Genomic DNA, 17,393 nt, shown 5'->3' on the forward strand with positions numbered 1-17,393 from the left:
AAAAATACCGACCTGATAGCCACTTAAAATGCTATCCGGTCGGTATTATTTTTTTTGAACTAATATAAATTTTTCACATCAGTAGCTTTGATCCATTCATTTGTAGCAACACGATACATCTTAGTGCCATTGATTGTTGCTGCTTGATCAGTCTTAAGACTCAATGATGAAATGGTTCTTACCACATTTTCGTCACTATCAAATATTTTTACATGAATTTTTGTATTAAGAATTTTACTGATTGGTTGGTATTCAAAAACATTTTCAGCATTGATCCATTTATTCGTAGCGACACGATAATACTTCTGATTATTGAAATAAGCGTATCTATCAAAGCGCCAATTGCTGTTAGCATTTAGACTTGCATTCGCGATAATTTTACCCTGTGAATCGACTAAGGGATAGTTGCCAGAGTAAGTTTTGATGTAGCCTGTATTATTATAATAAACATAGGTATCACTAACTTTAACCCATTGGTTAGTGGCAACACGGTAATAGGTCTGACCGTTTAAACTCATTTTTCTATCGGTTAACCAATTGGAGTCCAAAGTAAGTGTCCAGTTTGTAAAATTACCTTTGTCATCATATATTTTGGCATCTATTGTTGAAATGGTAATAGTTCCATTAAAAATTTCAGTATCGTCAGAGTTATTGCTGTCGGGTTGATCAGTGGAATTGTTATTGGAATTGCCTGTACCACTACTGTTGGAGCCATTGTTGTCAGCCGGATCTTTAGTAACTGTTATGGTAGCTGTGGACGTTAAAACTTTTCCGGTAGTATCAGTATATGAATAAGTTATTTTATAAGATCCGACCTTGGTTGTGTCAACTGAATCTACTGTAGAACCTGTACTATCTTGGATGGTATAGGTAAGAGTCTTATCAGTTAAAGCCTGACTAGCTGTTAAACTATTACCAGAATAATCGACTATAGTCTTTACATTATCTACAGGATTCCAAGTGTTACCGGTTTTCAATGTACTATCTTTGGTTGATAAAGCACTGTTATTAACTACAGGATTACTTACTGTTACGGTGATTGGTGGGTTGATGGTAGTTGAATTACCCTTATCATCCGTATAAGTATAAGTAACCTTGTAATCTCCGACATTAGTCGTATCGATTGAGGTAACGGTATTTCCGCTTGGGTCGGTGATGGTTACCTTAATTGAACCATTGTTAATGGCATCGTTGATTTCGTTGGTAGTCATATCCGAACCATCAGTTTTAGTTACGAAAGAAATATTGTCGCTAGGCTGCCAAGAGGCACCATTCTTAATTGTAGAATCTTTAGCTGTAATACTGCTTTGATCTTTAGCGTTAACGGTTAGAATAACTGGTTGAGACGAAACAATTTTTCCATTAATTGTGTAAGTATAGGTAATTGTATATTTACCAGCTTTAGTAGTATCTGGAGAGTTTACCGTATTACCATCAGAATCAGTAATAGCTGTAGTGATAGTTCCATCTTTAATAGCAATGACTATTTCATCGGTAGTCATATTTGAACCATCAAATTTAGTTACAGAGGAAATATTGTCACTAGGTTGCCAAGAGGCACCATTTTTAATTGTGGAATCTTTAGCAGTGATACTGCTTTGGTCTCTAACATTAATAGTTAATGTGGATGATGCACTAATGGTATTTTCGCCTTCATCTTTATAGTTATAAGTAATCTTATAAGTTCCAGCCTTAGTGGTATCTAGAGAATCAACTGTATTACCGCTTGAATCAGTGATAGTTGTTGTAATAGTTCCATCTTTAATGGCAGTAGTTGTTTCATTGTCAGTCATATCTGAACCGTCAGATTTAGTTACAGTAGAAATGTTGTCACTAGATTGCCAAGAAGCACCATTTTCAATTGTGGAATCTTTAGTAGTAATGGCACCTTTATCTTTATCGTTAATTGTTAGAGTGATCGGTTGAGATGAAACAGTGTAGCCGGTATCATCTTTATAAGAATAAGTAACAGTATATTTACCAGCTTTGGTAGTATCTAATGAATCAATTGTACTGCCATCAGCATCAACAATGCTTGTAGTGATGTCTTTATTCTCGATAGCAGCGGCTATTTCCTCATCGGTCATATCTGAACCATCAGATTTAGTTACAGAAGAAATATTGTCACTAGGTTGCCAAGAAGCACCATTCTTAATGGTTGAGTCTTTAGCAACGATACCACTAAAATCTTTAGCCTCAATAGTTAGAGTAATTGGTTGTGATGAAACCGTCTTTCCAGTGACATCTTTATAAGAATAGGTGACTGAATATTTACCGGTTTTAGTGGTATCTAGAGAATCAATAGTGTTGCCGTCGGAGTTAGTAATAGTTGTTGTAATACTTCCGTCCTTAATGGCAGCGGCTATCTCTTCGGCGGTCATGTTTGTACCATCAGCTAGGGTAACTGAAGAAATAGTATCGTCAGGATTCCAATTTTGTCCGTTAGATAATGTAATATTTTTACCTGAAATGCTTGAAGCAGAATTATTTTTAATTGTGGATATTATTTTGCCATCTTTATTAACAGTATAGGGATTGTCTTCATCAAGAAGAGAGTAATAAGGTGGAACATTGTCTTTAATACTTTGGATAGCGTTGGAAGTAGTAGTTAGAGTGAAATTGGATACTTCTTTACCAGTTTCATCTTGGTATGAAACAGTTGGGGCATCGCTTGTTTTGTAGTTTATGACAGCATAGTTGAGACCCGCAGAGGGAAACATATTTAGAAGGGTACTTATTGTGTCAAATTCGGTTAACTGATCTGAAGTGAATGTGGCTTGGACTGCATCGTCTATACCGTAACTGATTGAATCAATATCTTTAACGTCATTTTTAAGCAATATTTTCGTAAAAGCTTTGTTAGTAGTCTGAGAGTCAAAGACAATATCTCCATTGACCTTTTGAACAAGATGAAGAGTAAGTACATCTGAAACGTGAAGGTTTAGAGTTGTGTTCTTTTCTGTAACCGTATGATCTTTAATGGAATCTACCATATGGTACGAAGGATTTATAGTCGCAATATCTTTAGGAGTTACAGTCTGACCGACTTCACCACGCAATTTGTCGGTATAAATTGTATTACCGTTCTCGTCTGTATAGTTAACGGTAGTATAGTTGAGATCATTTTCTAATAGATAAACTGTTAACGAATTATTATCAGTTACGGTATAAGGCAAAGTAGGATCCATTTTCCAATAGGTATATTTTTTATTATCGATGTTTAAAAAATTAGAGAAATTACTAATTGAATCACCAGTTAAAATATCGGTTCCATCATTATATTTCTTTGAAGAGTCAGTAAATAGTTGTTTACCCTGGTCATCTAAATAGTTGACATTTAAAGACTGGTTAGTTGGAATATCATAAATGGCATAAATAATATATACATTTGAAGAGTCAGTATCACTTATTGCAGGCATATCATAAGTAAAAGTTATTGTGCTGCCATTAGCAGTGGGAAGATCATTGCCATTTCTATCAACCAACTTTGTAAACGCATAGCCTTTGAAGACATATTTGTCTACACTACCCAAACCGTTACTATACGCTAAAGTAACGGGGGTTCCATATGGAACATTGTAAGTTGTATTACCGGAACCCGCTCCATCGCTATTCTTGCCATAGACTTTCATAATCAGGTTGGTTTTGTTAGCGGTAACTTTTAGATTATAATCAGTAGTTCCTGCGGTAATAGTTGTGTTTTGACCAGCATCTATTTTATAGGCTTTTTTTAAATCGTCTGGTAATAAACTGGTAATATCGGTTCCAACTTTATATTTGTCAGAAAGGGAAAACTCCTGGTTTTTACTATTAATTACTTTGTTCCCATTTGAATCAGTGAGGGTAATGTTGGATTGTTGCAACTCATTACTGTTAGTAGATGTGGAATCTGAAGCATTATTAGAACTAACGTTGTCGACGGTGTTAGAAGTATCTTCAGAATTTGATCCAATGGAATTTAAATTAGCTGTAGGATCAGGGGAACTAGTGAGGGTAGAGGGAGTTGAAGAATCAGTGGAATTGGAATTATTTTTTGAATTAGAGGGACTGTTAGAACTAGCAAAATCGGTAGGATTGGAAGTACTAGAAGAACTTGTAGAGGAGTTATCCTTAGAAGTACTGGTTATTGATGGATTGTTTGCATCAGCTTTGACCTGCTGAATATTTAAATTGCCAAGTACTATTGTCGAAAAGAATGAAATACCAATAGTAGCTATTAGTGACTTATTCAATTTCATAAATATTTCCCTCCAAAATTAAAACGCTTAAGTTATTAATAATTATATTTCATATAATGTTAAAAAACACAAAAAGAATTAATTTTATATATATAAAGTATTATAAGTTACATTAATAGAACAATTAATTAAGCATATAAAAGATATTATTAATGATAATAAAAAGTATCCTTAGATTGATCCAAGGGTACTTTTTCACAACATCATTGATGTTTTTAATGTCTGGTATCAATGCAGGTGGATAGATAAACTAAAAACATCGTTATGAATTCAAGCATTTTCTATGAAGTACTGTGGAAAGTATTTTGAAAAAGAAATATCCTAAATTATTAATGATTCGTTTTTTATCAATAAAAATTTCAAAATTTTAAGCTTAAGTAAAATATTAATTCGATTGTTGAAATTATATAGTCTTTTCAAAATATCCTCCAAATGTAATATACATTAATTATGAATTAATTTGTTATCCAAAGAACTAATATTTCTTGATGGTCATATGAAAATATGGCCTTTTTATTTTTATGTCGTATAGTGATCTCTCAAAAAATTAGTCTAATAAATTGAGAAATAATGTTGCAAATTGACCATTAGATTAAAAGAATGATTAGTTTCAGGTTATGGTAATTTGATGGGATTAGTAGGCCGAAACTTCAATATGAATATTAACAAAAGATTGTTTTGTGGGCAAAATATGACTTTAAAAGTTCATTAAATTAAATGATGTTTTGATTTAAATATAAGAAAAATATTATAAAAATAATATGATATTTGTTTACAGGGATGTTTATAAATGCTAACCTAGTAATTGTTAAATAAATCACAAATATATTAGAGGTGAGAGTATGGCTATTAAAAAACAAAAAGCATTGAATGTAACACTATATACTTCGAGTGGAGTTCTATTATTAATGAACGCTAGCTCAGGAGTGGTGAGTGCAGCAGTAGAAAGCAATCATAAACAAGCTCAAGAAAGTACTATCATGCCGACGGCTGGTTTAGCCGATATTTCAGTTTTAGGTAATGCCAGCTTGGTTTCTACAACTGGAAATACCATGACACCTAATTCACAGGGAAACTATGATCTATCCTTGAAATATTCAGGGATGGGGTTAGCAAGTGTTGGAGTGGCTGATAAAAAGGTATTAGTTTATTCTTTGCCACCTGAATTACAAGGAAAGGTTGTGGGAGGAGCGACAGTTCAAATTGATGCTCAGTTATTGCCAATTGTACCTGCGGATGTTCCTGGAGTGGATCTTTTATTTGCAGCGGTAGAGGCAGCTGTTGATGTTTTTGCCGGGGCAGTTAAATTATTGGGCGTGGATGTTAGTGGTTTGCAAGATGCAATTGATGATTTAAAAGGATTAAAGGAATTAGGAAGCTATCATGATACCTTGCCAGGTATAGTTTCAGCCGATGGTAAAACTATTTCAGTCGATTTCACACAAGGATTAGGTAATTATGTTAATCAGGCATACTCATCACTTTTTAATGGTTTAGAAGATGCGGTCAATGGTATTAGTTCAAGTAATCCAGTTGTTAATACGGCCTTAACAGTGCTTAAACGTAGTACGACACCGCTCTTTGATTTAATTGATGAGATTGCCAATGGAAGTTCAACAATTTTAAGTTCTGCTTTAAATGCAAATATTCTGGGTCAAACTAGTGGTACTTTGACAACGACAGTTAGTGACCCTAATACAGCTACAACAACAGTGAGGGCATCAGTTATTAGTAATGCTGTTTTATCAGCCGATATCATTTCACTGATAGATCAAGAAGGACAACCAGTAACTTTGAATTTCCCTAACGATGCGGTTGATCCATTAGTTGATTATGAAGTGGCTTTACCAAGTCTTGATCCGGCTACTGAGGGAGAAACAACAATTAGCGGGTCGGTAGCGCTCAATGAACCGATTCCGGAGGGAACAACTTTTGCTGCAATTGCAACATTAGACGATGGGACTGAAATCAGCGGTAATGTTGATGCTAGTGGAAGTTTTGTAATTGAAACTGGAGTCTTACAAAAAGATCAGATCATTAGCGTAAAAATTAAGGCTACGAATGGTGCTTATACTAAAGATAGTGAAGCTGCATCCTTAACCGTTCAAGCAGGTCAGACAAGTGAGAATCCATTAGAAAACTATTCGGTAAGTGTTCCTACAGTATCGCTATCTTATGCAGGAGATACTTCTATAAAAGGTTCGGTAACCTTAAATCAACCAATTCCAGATGGTACAACATTTAATGCAACTGCTACTCTTAAAGATGGTACAGAAGTAAGTGGAGAGATTGATGAAAATGGTAATTTTACTTTAGATACAGGAATGTTGAACGAAGGTGATATTTTATCAGTCAAAATAGTGGCAACGAATGGAGAATACACTAAAGAAAGTTCATCAGTATCGGTAACTGTCCAAGCAACAATAGGAACTGAAAATCCGTTAGCTGATTATGACGTCGCTACACCAACGGTTGATTCAGCCTATGCAGGAGATACTTCTATAAAAGGTACAGTAGCTTTAAATCAACCAATCCCTGAGGGCACAACTTTTGAAGCTGTGGTTATTCAATCCGATGGAACTGAAGCCACAGGAATAGTAGCAGAAGATGGCAAGTTTGTAATTAATACCGGTGAATTAAAGGAGAAGGATAATTTATCTGTAAAGATTAGAGCTAAAAATGATGTCTATTCTAAGGATAGTGCTTCAACGGCAGTAACAGTTCAGCCACTTGAAATTACTAATCCGTTGGAAAACTATAATGTGTCTTCACCAGCTATTAACCCTGCTGTGGATGGTGATACATCAGTTGAAGGTTCAGTTGAACTTGAACAACCAATTCCAGAAGGTACAATTTTTGAAGCTGTTATAACGATGCCGGATGGAAGTGAGAAAAAAGCCGCAGTTGATGCAGATGGAAAATTCACGGTTGAAACAGGAGAGTTAAAAGAAGGAGATGCTATTACAGTTAAGGTGGTAGCAACTAATGGTGAGAATACGAAAGAAAGTTCTCCAGTATCAATAGTTGTTCAACCAGGGATTGAAGTGACGAATCCATTAAATGATTATGAAGTTTCGAAACCGGATGTCGATGTTCTGACTGAAGGAGATAAACAGATTAAAGGATCAGTTGATTTAGTACAACCTGTTCCGGAGAATACAACATTTGAAGCAGTAGCAATTTTAGCTGATGGAACTGAGAAAACAGGTTCTGTTGCTGCAAATGGTGATTTTACAATTGAAACCGGAATTTTGGAAAAAGATGCAATCCTATCTGTAAAGATCAGAGCTCATAATGACAATAACGTGAAAGATAGTATTTCTGTTTCAGTAGTGGTGCAGCCAGCCAAGGTAACAAATCCATTAGAAAATTATAATGTGATTTCGCCAGTAGTTAATCCTGTTACATCGGGTGATACGTCAGTTGGTGGTTCGGTTACACTGGAACGACCAATTCCAGAAGGTACAACGTTTGAAACCGTTATAACGATGCCAGATGGAAATGAGAAAAAAGCTATAGTTGATGTTGATGGTAATTTCACGGTTGAAACAGGGGAGCTAAAAGAAGGAGATGTTATTTCAGTTAAGGTTGTAGCAATTAATGGTGAGAATACAAAAGAAAGCTCACCTGTGATGATATCTGTACAACCAGAAATTACTGAGACTAATCCTTTGAGCAACTATGAAGTTTCAGTACCTTCAGTTGATACAGTTACCGAAGGAGATATGCAGGTTAAAGGATCAGTTGATCTAGTCCAGCCAATTCCGGAGGGTACGAGTTTCGAGACAGTTGTAACGTTGGTTGATGGAACTGAAAAGATGGGTACGGTTGATGAAAATGGTCAATTCACAGTTGAAACTGGTGCTTTGAAAAAGGATGAAATTCTTTCCGTTAAAGTGACAGCTAAGAACGGAGATTACTCTAAAGATAGTGCTTCTATTTCGGTAAACGTGCGGCCATCAGAAGCAACCAATCCTCTGGAAAATTACAATGTAGTTTCACCAGTAGTTAATCCAATTATATCGGGAGATACATCGGTTACTGGATCAGTAAACTTGTCACAACCAATTCCGGAAGGCACAACATTTGAAGCTATAGTTACACTTCCAGATGGTAGTGAGCTAAAAGGTCAAATTGATGAAACTGGTAACTTTGATATTAGTACTGGTGAATTGAAGGAAGGAGATACTGTTTCAGTTAAAATTGTTGCTCATAATGGCAATAATCAGAAGGACAGTAGTCCAGTATTAGTAATCGTTGGTCCAGCAATTGAAGCGGGGAATCCATTGGCAGACTATGACGTATCACAGCCCGTAGTTACTCCAGTCAAGGCGGATTCTACCTCTATCAATGGATCGGTAGAACTAGTACAACCAATTCCAGAAGGAACTTCATTCAAGGCAGTAGTGACACTAACAGATGGTAGCCAGAAGGTAGGCGTAGTTTCCGCGAATGGAAGTTTCACTGTAGAGACAGGTTCGTTAAACGAAGGTGATATTCTATCAGTTAAGATTACAGCCGAGAATGGCGAATATACAAAGGATGGAGCTTCAATTTCGGTAACTGTCGAGCCTACAAGTGAAGTAACCAATCCATTGGAAAACTATAATGTAGCTTCACCGACAGTTAATCCAATTGTATCTGGAGATACTTCTGTTAGTGGTTCAGTGGAAGTGACAAAGCCAATTCCAGAGGGAACTAGTTTTGAAGTGATAGTTACTTTACCAGATGGTACGGAAGTGAAGGGACAGATTGATGAGAATGGTAAATTTACTGTTGAAACTGGTGAATTGAAAGAAGGAGATACTGTTTCGGTTAAAGTCGTCGCTCATAACGGTAATGACCAAAAAGAAAGTAGCCCAATTTCAGTGACAGTAGGATCAAAAATCCCTGACACTAATCCATTAGCAAATTATATTGTTAATGCACCAATAGTTGATGAAGTATTAGAAGGTGCAACCACAATTAATGGTTCAGTGAATTTAACCCAACCAATTCCAGAGGGAACAACTTTTGAAGCTGTGGCAACTCTTGCTGATGGCACAGAAGTGAAAGGACGGGTTGATGAAAATGGTGATTTTAGTATTGAAACGATTGCCCTTAATACTGGGGAGATTATTTCAATTAGAATTACGGCGCAAAACGATGGCTATTTTAAGGACAGTGCATCAATCTCAGTAACCGTAGGTGAAAAAGAAGAAATCAACCCATTAGAAGACTATGAAGTAGCAACACCAGTGGTTGATAAGATTACAGATGGTGATATGAAAGTAAATGGTTCAGTTGTCTTGAATCAACCAATTCCAGAGGGAACAATATTTGAAGTAGTTGTAACTTTGTCTAATGGAATGCAAAGAAGCTTTATGTTGGCAGACGTACAACCATTTTCGAATAGCAATCCACATACGGGAAGTATTGATGAAAATGGACGATTCTCAATTGACACTGAAAAATGGAACAGCGGAGAATATGTAGACGTACAAATAATTGCGAGAAATACAAACTTTGAAAAATCTAGTCAGAAAGTTTCAGTACTCGTTGATTCTGGACTGCCATCAATCGATAACCCTCTGAATGATTATGAAGTTAGAGCACCATCCGTTGATTCGATTATTGATGGTGACACACAAGTGACAGGCTCGGTTGAATTTAATCAACCAGTTCCGGAAGGAACAGATTTTGAAGTAGTTGTCATCTTGTCTGATGGATCTGAGAGAACCGGTGCAATTGGTTCAGACGGTAAATTTACTGTAGAAACTGGTAAATTAAACAAAGATGATCAAGTAAGAGTTAAAGTGGTGGCTAAGAATGGTCAGTACTCTAAGAATAGTAATATTGTTCAAATAAACGTTGGTGCTAATGATACTGGCGGCAACACAGGTGGCGGCGACGGAAACAACAACAACGGCGGCAATACAGGTGGCGGCGACGGAAATAACAACAACGGCGGCAATACAGGTGGCGGCGACGGAAATAACAATAACGGCGGCAATACAGGTGGTGGCGACGGAAATAACAATAACGGCGGCAACACGGATGGTAATGCTGGTAACAATAGTAGTGGACAATCTGGTAATAGTGAGTTTGAAAGTTCAGTTGTATCTGGTGGTATTAATTCGAGTGGAGGATTACAAAATGAAAGTCTTTCAAATAGAAACGGTCTATCATCCAGTGGTCAAGTAATTGGTAACGGAAGTATTGTGAAATCTAACAATGCTGATGGTCAAAATGTGGCTGAAAAATCTAATAAAACTGGAATGTTACCGAAAGCTGGTGAAAAAACTGCAGGTATTATTTCAATTGGAGGTGCATTATTAGCATTGATTGTAGTTATGTTCAAAAAAGTATTTAAGAAAAGAGAGAATCAATAAAAATAGTTAATATAAAAGACACAAAGTCTAGTTGATGGCTTTGTGTTTTTTTGCGTTGTCGAGTCTATTATTTTTGAACTGGACTGATATTGTGTACAATGATATATGAGAGGGGGTAATAATATGGCAATGAAACCCCAGAAAATCGTGAAAATACTACGACAACATGGTTTTGTTAAAAAGTCGCAGAATGGATCGCACTTAAAAATGTATAATCCCGATACCAATGTGACGCTACCAGTGCCGATACATCATGATAAGGAGCTCGAACATGGAATTGAGAGCAAAATTTTGAAGCAGGCTGGTATTAAGGTTACCGATATCTAAATAAGGTTATGTAATGAACTTTTCATGGAAAGAGTCATTACATAGCCTTATTTTTGTATCGAAATTTAAATTAGTGTAACAAGTTAAAAAAGTGCTGACGAATCTAGATTTGGATGGTATTTTTTTAAACAGAGGAGGAGCCTATGAAAATTAATTATCAGCTAATCGATGATTATGCCACTGATGAAATTGGGATTCGCATGCATCCTAATAATCATGAACTGATTTCAACTATTGAAAAGAATTTAGAGACGAAACATTTAGAAGTAATTGATCCCCAAAATAGTCGACAGTCAAAATTGAGAATTGAAGATGTTCTTATCATTGAGGCCATGGATAATTTGTCCAAACTTTATACCACTGACAAAGACGTTTTTTATTTGAAAGGTAGATTGAAGGATTTAGAATATTTAACAAAATATGGAATTTTGAGAATAAGCAATTCAGTTATGATCAATTTAGATAAAATTGTTAGTTTTAAAAATGGAAAGTACGCGCGCTTAGAAGTTTACACTGACAATGGAGAGAGTTTTGTTGTCAGTCGACACTTTAGTAAAAAAATTCGGGAGTATTTAAGATGATTAAACAATATAAGAATCGCTTTATTCAAGGAACTCTACTGACAATTATTTGGATTGTTTTTCTAACTGGATTTACAAGGCAAACAATGGAGGTAACTTTTTTTTGGAACATTTTGCTTATTTCGGTTAGTTTGAGTTTGATATTTGGTGTTATTTATCCGTATATTTGGAATTACAGTACTTGGATTGCGCCAATAAGTATTATTCTGTCTTCGGTAATAAATTTTTTGACGGGTTATTTTGTTTTATATCTTTATTCAAAAATTCTTTTTCATCTAACGTTGCCATATTGGTTGGTAATTCTATGTGTAACGATACTTCTTCATGTAATATTCTTTTATTTTTATAGAAAATATCAAAATGAAAAGATGGCACGGGAATTGAATCAATTACGTCAACGTTAATGCTTTGGTTGCCAACGACATTAAAAAAAGTCTACTATTAATAGTGTATTTTTAGTGAGAGAGGCTTAATTATGAAAAGCAAACATAATATTTTGACACTGTTTGCGACCAGTTTTATGTCGTTCATGCAATTGCTTGATGCCAGTATCGTTAATGTAGCGATACCTAGTTTAACTAAAGATTTGCATGTACCAATGAATCGGGCCGAATGGATTGTGTCAGTCTATCTGATTATGATTTGTATGCTATTGTTGTTCTGGGGAAGAATGGCTGATCAAATCGGATACATTAAAATTTTTCAAACGGGGACTATTTTCTTCACGATTGGTTCATTAATATGTGCGATGAGTCCATCGTTATACATATTGTTATTTGGGCGAATTGTTCAAGGACTTGGAGCCAGTATGAGTATGGCAACTAATATTGGTATTATCGCAATGATTTTTCCAATGAGTCAGCGTGGCCGGGCCTATGGTATCAACAGTATCATTGCCCAATTAGGAAATATCTCAGGACCTGGTTTAGGCGGATTAGTACTAAGTGTTTTATCTTGGCACTGGATTTTCATTATCAATATTCCAATTGGAATTATTGTTTATATCTATGGTCGTTTTATGTTTCCTAGAGAGAATCGTAGAGTTAAAAAAGTATCTTACGATTGGATTGGTCTAATAACCTATGCCGTTGCAATAGCCACTTTCTTTGTCAGTATTTTTATGGGACAGGATATTGGTTTCGGCAATCGAGCCGTTATACTGACCTTTATGGTTAGTTTGATATTCTGGATTGGTTTCTTCTATGCTGAGAAGCATATTAAATCACCGTTGATCAATTTCAAGATTTTTAAGATATCTCGTTTAACTTTGAGCCTAGTTAGTGCCTTGATAGTCTTTTCAATTGGGTATTATGCCAACGTTATAATGCCGTTTTACTTAACCAATTTTAGATCATTAAGTACTTCATTGACTGGATTAATTATGATGGCAATACCATTTGCTAACGTAATTGCTGCACCAATTGCCGGTTATTTTACGGACAAATATAACGCCGCTAGTGTCTCGATTGTTAACTTGTTTATCTATGCTATTCCTATTGTATTTTTGATGCAGGTTTCAAAAACAGATAGCTTAATAGTCTTTACGTTCATGTTGCTATTTCTTGGAATTGGTAACGGTGGGTTTCAAAATAATCCAATGATTATGGGGTATGCACCTCAGGCTTATCAGGGAATTGCTGGTAGTTTAGCCGCCTTATTTAGAAATCTTGGTATGGGTATTGGCGTCAGTATGGCGACGACTAGCCTTTATTATGGTATGAGTTTGAAAGCTAATAAGCAGATAGCTTATTATCCAACGGCTCATCCAAATTGGTTTTTAAGTGGTATGCATTTTGCTTATTTAACAGCATTAGTATTGCTAATTATTGCAATTGTTTTAGTTTATATGATTCATCGAATTGATAAGCATAACGCCGTTACAAGAAAATACCGATAACTAAGTTAGAAATCATTATTACAAAAGAATCTCGAAAGTAACAATTCGAATAAATCAATTGCTAACTTTGTCTCACTAGCTTCCTTTCTAGTATAATGTAGTGAAAATAGAGAGTAAGAAAGGCGGTAGGGCAATGGAACCAATTTATAATTTTAAGGAAACTGAGATGAATGGTGGGATTATTAATTTCAGAGATTATCAAGGTAAGGTTCTGTTAATCGTTAATACCGCAAGCAAATGTGGCTTAGCACCGCAACTTGAATCCATTGAAAAACTTTATAATAAGTATCGAGCTCAAGGTCTTGAAGTTTTAGGTCTGCCTTCTAATCAATTCCATCAAGAACTTGATAGTGATGAAGAGACAAGCGATTTTTGTCAGATGCATTACGGAGTGACTTTCCCTATGACTCGCAAAGTAATTGTGAATGGCCTGGATGAAGATCCACTATTCACTTATTTAAAAGATCAATCAGGGAAGGGTCGAATTAAGTGGAACTTTACTAAGTTCTTGATTGATAAAGAGGGCAACCTGTTGAAACGTTTTGCACCAATTACAAAACCTGAAAAAATGGAAAACTTGATTATAGATGCTCTAAAAAAATAGATCTCACAACTGTGAGGTCTATTTCTTTTCCTTTGTGAAATCCAACATGTATTCAACTGCTTCATCTAAGGATTTTAGGTGATGTTTTTGACGAATTTCTTCTAACTTTTTTTGTGATTGTTCACTTAATTTTGAAACAGAAAGCTTCTTCTCTGGTTTACTCATTGTCTAATTACCTTTCTAATGGAAGTGCTTTAACTAATAATTCTAATATAGAGGCATGTTTTAAGGCAAATAAGTTGTTTTATTTACAAATTAAATAAATTGTGTTAAAAAACTTGTAGTGGTAGGCTTGCTTCAACGTAGTTCTATAAATAGATGGGATATATTTATATTGCAATTTCGTTTATCAAACGTTAATTAAGTGAAATGGTGGTGAGAATATGTTTTTAGCGATAAAGGAAATTCTTCACAATAAAACAAGATATTTCTTAGTTGTTTTCACAGTCTTTCTGATCAGTTATATGGTTTTTTTCCTAACTAGTTTAGCTGTAGGTTTGGCAAGGGGAAATAGAACGGCAGTAGATCAATGGAATGCTGAATCAGTAGTCGTTTCCAGCTATTCTAATAAGAGTTTGACAGTATCAAATATTCCTGAAGGATCTTATAAGGAATATGAGAGTAAGGATGTGGTACCACTTGGTCAGATGACTGTTGTTACAAAGCTCAAAAATTCAGACAAAAAGATCAATACCAATATTTTCGGTGTAAACTGGAATAGTTTTATTAGCCCTAAGTTGATAGCTGGTCGGATGCCGAAGAATGGTAAAGAAGTCATTGCTGATTCGAAACTAGGTAATGACAATATTAAGCTCAATTCAGAGGTAAAGATCAATGGTAGTAAGGATCTCTACAAAGTTGTTGGGTTGACTGAGGATAACAGTTTCTTCACAGTACCGATTATCTTTACCAATATGAATACCTTTAGGACTTTGAAATATGGATCAGATCAAGCAAAGAATATCAGTGCTTTGGTTGTCCGTGATAAGACTAAAATCAAAAAATCTGGATTGTCACAAATTACGATTCCTGATTTGATCAATCATATTCCAGGGTATACGGCCCAAATCATGGTCTTTGCCTTTATGATAGGAGCAATGATTATCATTACTTTCTTGATCATTGGAATTTTCATGTACATCATAACGATTCAAAAGATCAGTCTTTACGGTGTCATGAGAGCTCAAGGAATCAGAACAGCCAGAATCATAGCGGCGTTATTCTATCAGATTTTGATTTTAACGGCACTTGGGGCTGGCTTAGCTCTAGTGGCAATTGCGGCAACTCAATTGGGATTACCGAAGACAGTACCATTCTACAGTAATTGGCCGGCATATGGCTTATTGACCTTGGCAATTATGATCATGGCGCTATTGGGTGGAACCTTATCAATGCGCAAAGTTCTAAAAGTCGATCCATTATCAGCTATCGAAGGGGGTTAAACTTATGCATTTAATTGAAGTTAAAGATGTAGTTAAACAATACGGTTCAGGTCGAACTTTAGTCGAAGCATTACATAAAACTAATTTTACCCTCGATGAAGGTGAGTTCAACGCTATTATTGGACCATCTGGTTCAGGTAAAACGACGTTATTGACCATTTTAGGACTATTACAAACACCAACCTCTGGTGAAATCTATGTCGGTGGAAAAGATGTTACTAAGTTAAGTGCCAAGAAAAAAACAGATTTACGGTTTAATAAATTTGGCTTCATCTTACAGGCATCCAACTTGATTCCGTTTTTGACAGTTAAAGAACAATTCAAATTAGTTGATAAGTTTACTCCGGATAATAAGGAAAAAATGAATCAAGCCGATCTATTGAAGATGTTGGACCTGACTGATGTAGCGACCAATTATCCTAGTAACTTATCTGGTGGTGAACGCCAACGTGCCGCAATTGCCAGAGCTTTATATAATAATCCTGACGTGATTTTAGCGGATGAACCAACAGCTAGTTTGGATTCAGAAAGAGCCAACCAAGTGGTAAGCTTATTAGCCAAAATTGCTCATGAATATCATCGTGGTGTGATTATGATTACCCATGATACACGTTTGTTAACACCGACGGATCGGGTATTTGTTATGCGAGACGGTACCTTAACAGAACAGAAAAAAGAATAAAAAAATCCTCAACCGATTTGGTTGAGGATTTTTTACTCGTCACACAGGGAACGTTCAATTAAATTGTGATTAACATGAGTATCACCCCAAGTACAGATGGCATCCAAGATAGGAATCAAAGATTTTCCATTTTCACTTAGTCGATATTCAACATGTGGTTCAGCAGTTTCAAAGTCGTGTCTGATAATAAGCCCGTCAGCTTCTAATTCACGTAGTTGATTGGCCAATGTTTTATGTGAAACATTTTGAATATGTCGTTGTAATTCACCAAAGCGACCCTGACCAGTTTCGGCTAATTCATAGAGAATGATGATTTTCCATTTTCCTTGAATCATTTGCATGGTGGCATCAAACTCGTTTAAATATTTTGCCATAAGTTTTCCTCTTAGTTTTCCACAGCTAGTAACCTGAAAGTGCGTACTTGTTGTTCATAATACCTGCCATTATACTTTAAAGCGTTGAAAAAATCTTTTTAAGTATTGAGGATATAAATATGAAAAAATTAGTTGTAATAACAGGTGCAAGTTCAGGTTTTGGTGCTGAAATTGCTAAAATTTTTAATGCTGATGGATTTCCATTGCTACTGTTAGGACGTAGGATGGAAAAACTTCAAGAGGTAGCTACAGGTATGGAAAATGTCATGCTTGATTCGGTTGATGTTACTGATTATAAGCAATTTGAAAAGGCTATTCGCAAGGCTGAAACTAAATATGGTAAAACTGACCTTTTGGTTAATAATGCCGGTGTTATGCTGTTAGGAAATGTTCAGAATCAAAATCCACAAGAATGGCAAACGATGTTGGATACCAATGTTATGGGTGTTTTGAACGGTACGCAAATTGTTTTAAATGATATGTGTGAACGTGAACACGGGACAATTTTAAATATGTCATCAATTGCTGGTAAGAAAACATTTGTTAATCATGCTGCTTATGTGGCTTCTAAGTTTGGTGTTCATGGATTGTCTGAAACTGTTCGTGAAGAAAATTCTGCTAAAAATGTTCGTATCATGATGGTGGCTCCGGGTGCTGCCGAAACAGAATTGTTAACGCATGTGACAAGTAAATCAGCATTGAGGGATTATGCTGCTTGGGAAGAAACTATGGGCGGCGTAGTGCTTGATCCTAAGCGCGTTGCTGAAACGGTCAAGTTTATGTATGATATGCCTCAAGAAGTTAATATTCGTGAAGTCGATATTGCGGCCACACGTCAAGATTCATAGAGTAAAAAAAGTCTCGATTGTAATAGTCG

General features: G+C 35.7%; 11 protein-coding genes. 8 read left to right on the forward strand and 3 right to left on the reverse strand.

What is annotated here, in order from left to right; translation table 11 throughout:
* Window positions 1–59 precede the first annotated feature (59 nt).
* On the reverse strand, window positions 60–4,238 hold the full coding sequence (locus LKACC16343_RS10260; protein ID WP_056953416.1) for a beta strand repeat-containing protein: 4,179 nt from the start codon (window positions 4,236–4,238) through the stop codon (window positions 60–62).
* A gap of 842 nt (window positions 4,239–5,080) precedes the next feature.
* Here LKACC16343_RS10260 and LKACC16343_RS10265 point away from each other — a divergent pair.
* The 5 genes from LKACC16343_RS10265 (at window position 5,081) to LKACC16343_RS10290 (ending at window position 14,018) form a co-directional block, all read left to right on the forward strand.
* Window positions 5,081–10,609: an adhesive domain-containing protein gene (locus LKACC16343_RS10265; protein ID WP_087721291.1), complete on the forward strand. Its 5,529-nt coding sequence runs from the start codon at window positions 5,081–5,083 to the stop codon at window positions 10,607–10,609.
* Window positions 10,610–10,738: 129 nt separating this feature from the next.
* Window positions 10,739–10,936, forward strand: a complete 198-nt coding sequence (locus tag LKACC16343_RS10270; protein ID WP_321197799.1) for a type II toxin-antitoxin system HicA family toxin — start codon at window positions 10,739–10,741, stop codon at window positions 10,934–10,936.
* 143 nt (window positions 10,937–11,079) lie between these two features.
* Window positions 11,080–11,517, forward strand: a complete 438-nt coding sequence (locus tag LKACC16343_RS10275) for a LytTR family DNA-binding domain-containing protein (protein WP_056953420.1) — start codon at window positions 11,080–11,082, stop codon at window positions 11,515–11,517.
* A 475-nt stretch (window positions 11,518–11,992) separates the two neighbouring features.
* Window positions 11,993–13,414, forward strand: coding sequence for an MFS transporter (locus LKACC16343_RS10285; RefSeq protein ID WP_056953424.1), 1,422 nt, complete (start codon window positions 11,993–11,995; stop codon window positions 13,412–13,414).
* Between the two features lie 133 nt (window positions 13,415–13,547).
* Window positions 13,548–14,018, forward strand: coding sequence for a glutathione peroxidase (locus tag LKACC16343_RS10290; RefSeq protein WP_056953426.1), 471 nt, complete (start codon window positions 13,548–13,550; stop codon window positions 14,016–14,018).
* A gap of 18 nt (window positions 14,019–14,036) precedes the next feature.
* Here the strand turns inward: LKACC16343_RS10290 and LKACC16343_RS14345 are convergent, their stop codons facing one another.
* Window positions 14,037–14,183, reverse strand: coding sequence for a hypothetical protein (locus LKACC16343_RS14345; RefSeq protein ID WP_156638764.1), 147 nt, complete (start codon window positions 14,181–14,183; stop codon window positions 14,037–14,039).
* A gap of 218 nt (window positions 14,184–14,401) precedes the next feature.
* Here LKACC16343_RS14345 and LKACC16343_RS10295 point away from each other — a divergent pair, with 218 nt between their 5' ends.
* Window positions 14,402–15,460: an FtsX-like permease family protein gene (locus LKACC16343_RS10295; protein ID WP_056953428.1), complete on the forward strand. Its 1,059-nt coding sequence runs from the start codon at window positions 14,402–14,404 to the stop codon at window positions 15,458–15,460.
* A 4-nt stretch (window positions 15,461–15,464) separates the two neighbouring features.
* Window positions 15,465–16,142 carry an ABC transporter ATP-binding protein gene (locus tag LKACC16343_RS10300; RefSeq protein ID WP_056953430.1) on the forward strand — a complete coding sequence of 226 codons (678 nt, stop codon included), beginning with the start codon at window positions 15,465–15,467 and terminating at the stop codon, window positions 16,140–16,142.
* Window positions 16,143–16,174: 32 nt separating this feature from the next.
* Here the strand turns inward: LKACC16343_RS10300 and LKACC16343_RS10305 are convergent, their stop codons facing one another.
* Complete coding sequence (locus LKACC16343_RS10305; RefSeq protein WP_056953432.1) at window positions 16,175–16,516, reverse strand: winged helix-turn-helix transcriptional regulator; 342 nt, start codon at window positions 16,514–16,516, stop codon at window positions 16,175–16,177.
* Between the two features lie 119 nt (window positions 16,517–16,635).
* On the opposite strand from LKACC16343_RS10305, the gene LKACC16343_RS10310 reads away from it, so the two are divergent.
* Complete coding sequence (locus LKACC16343_RS10310) at window positions 16,636–17,364, forward strand: SDR family oxidoreductase (RefSeq protein ID WP_056953433.1); 729 nt, start codon at window positions 16,636–16,638, stop codon at window positions 17,362–17,364.
* Window positions 17,365–17,393 lie beyond the last annotated feature (29 nt).

This window comes from Companilactobacillus bobalius, assembly GCF_002179915.1.
Lineage (GTDB): Bacteria > Bacillota > Bacilli > Lactobacillales > Lactobacillaceae > Companilactobacillus > Companilactobacillus bobalius.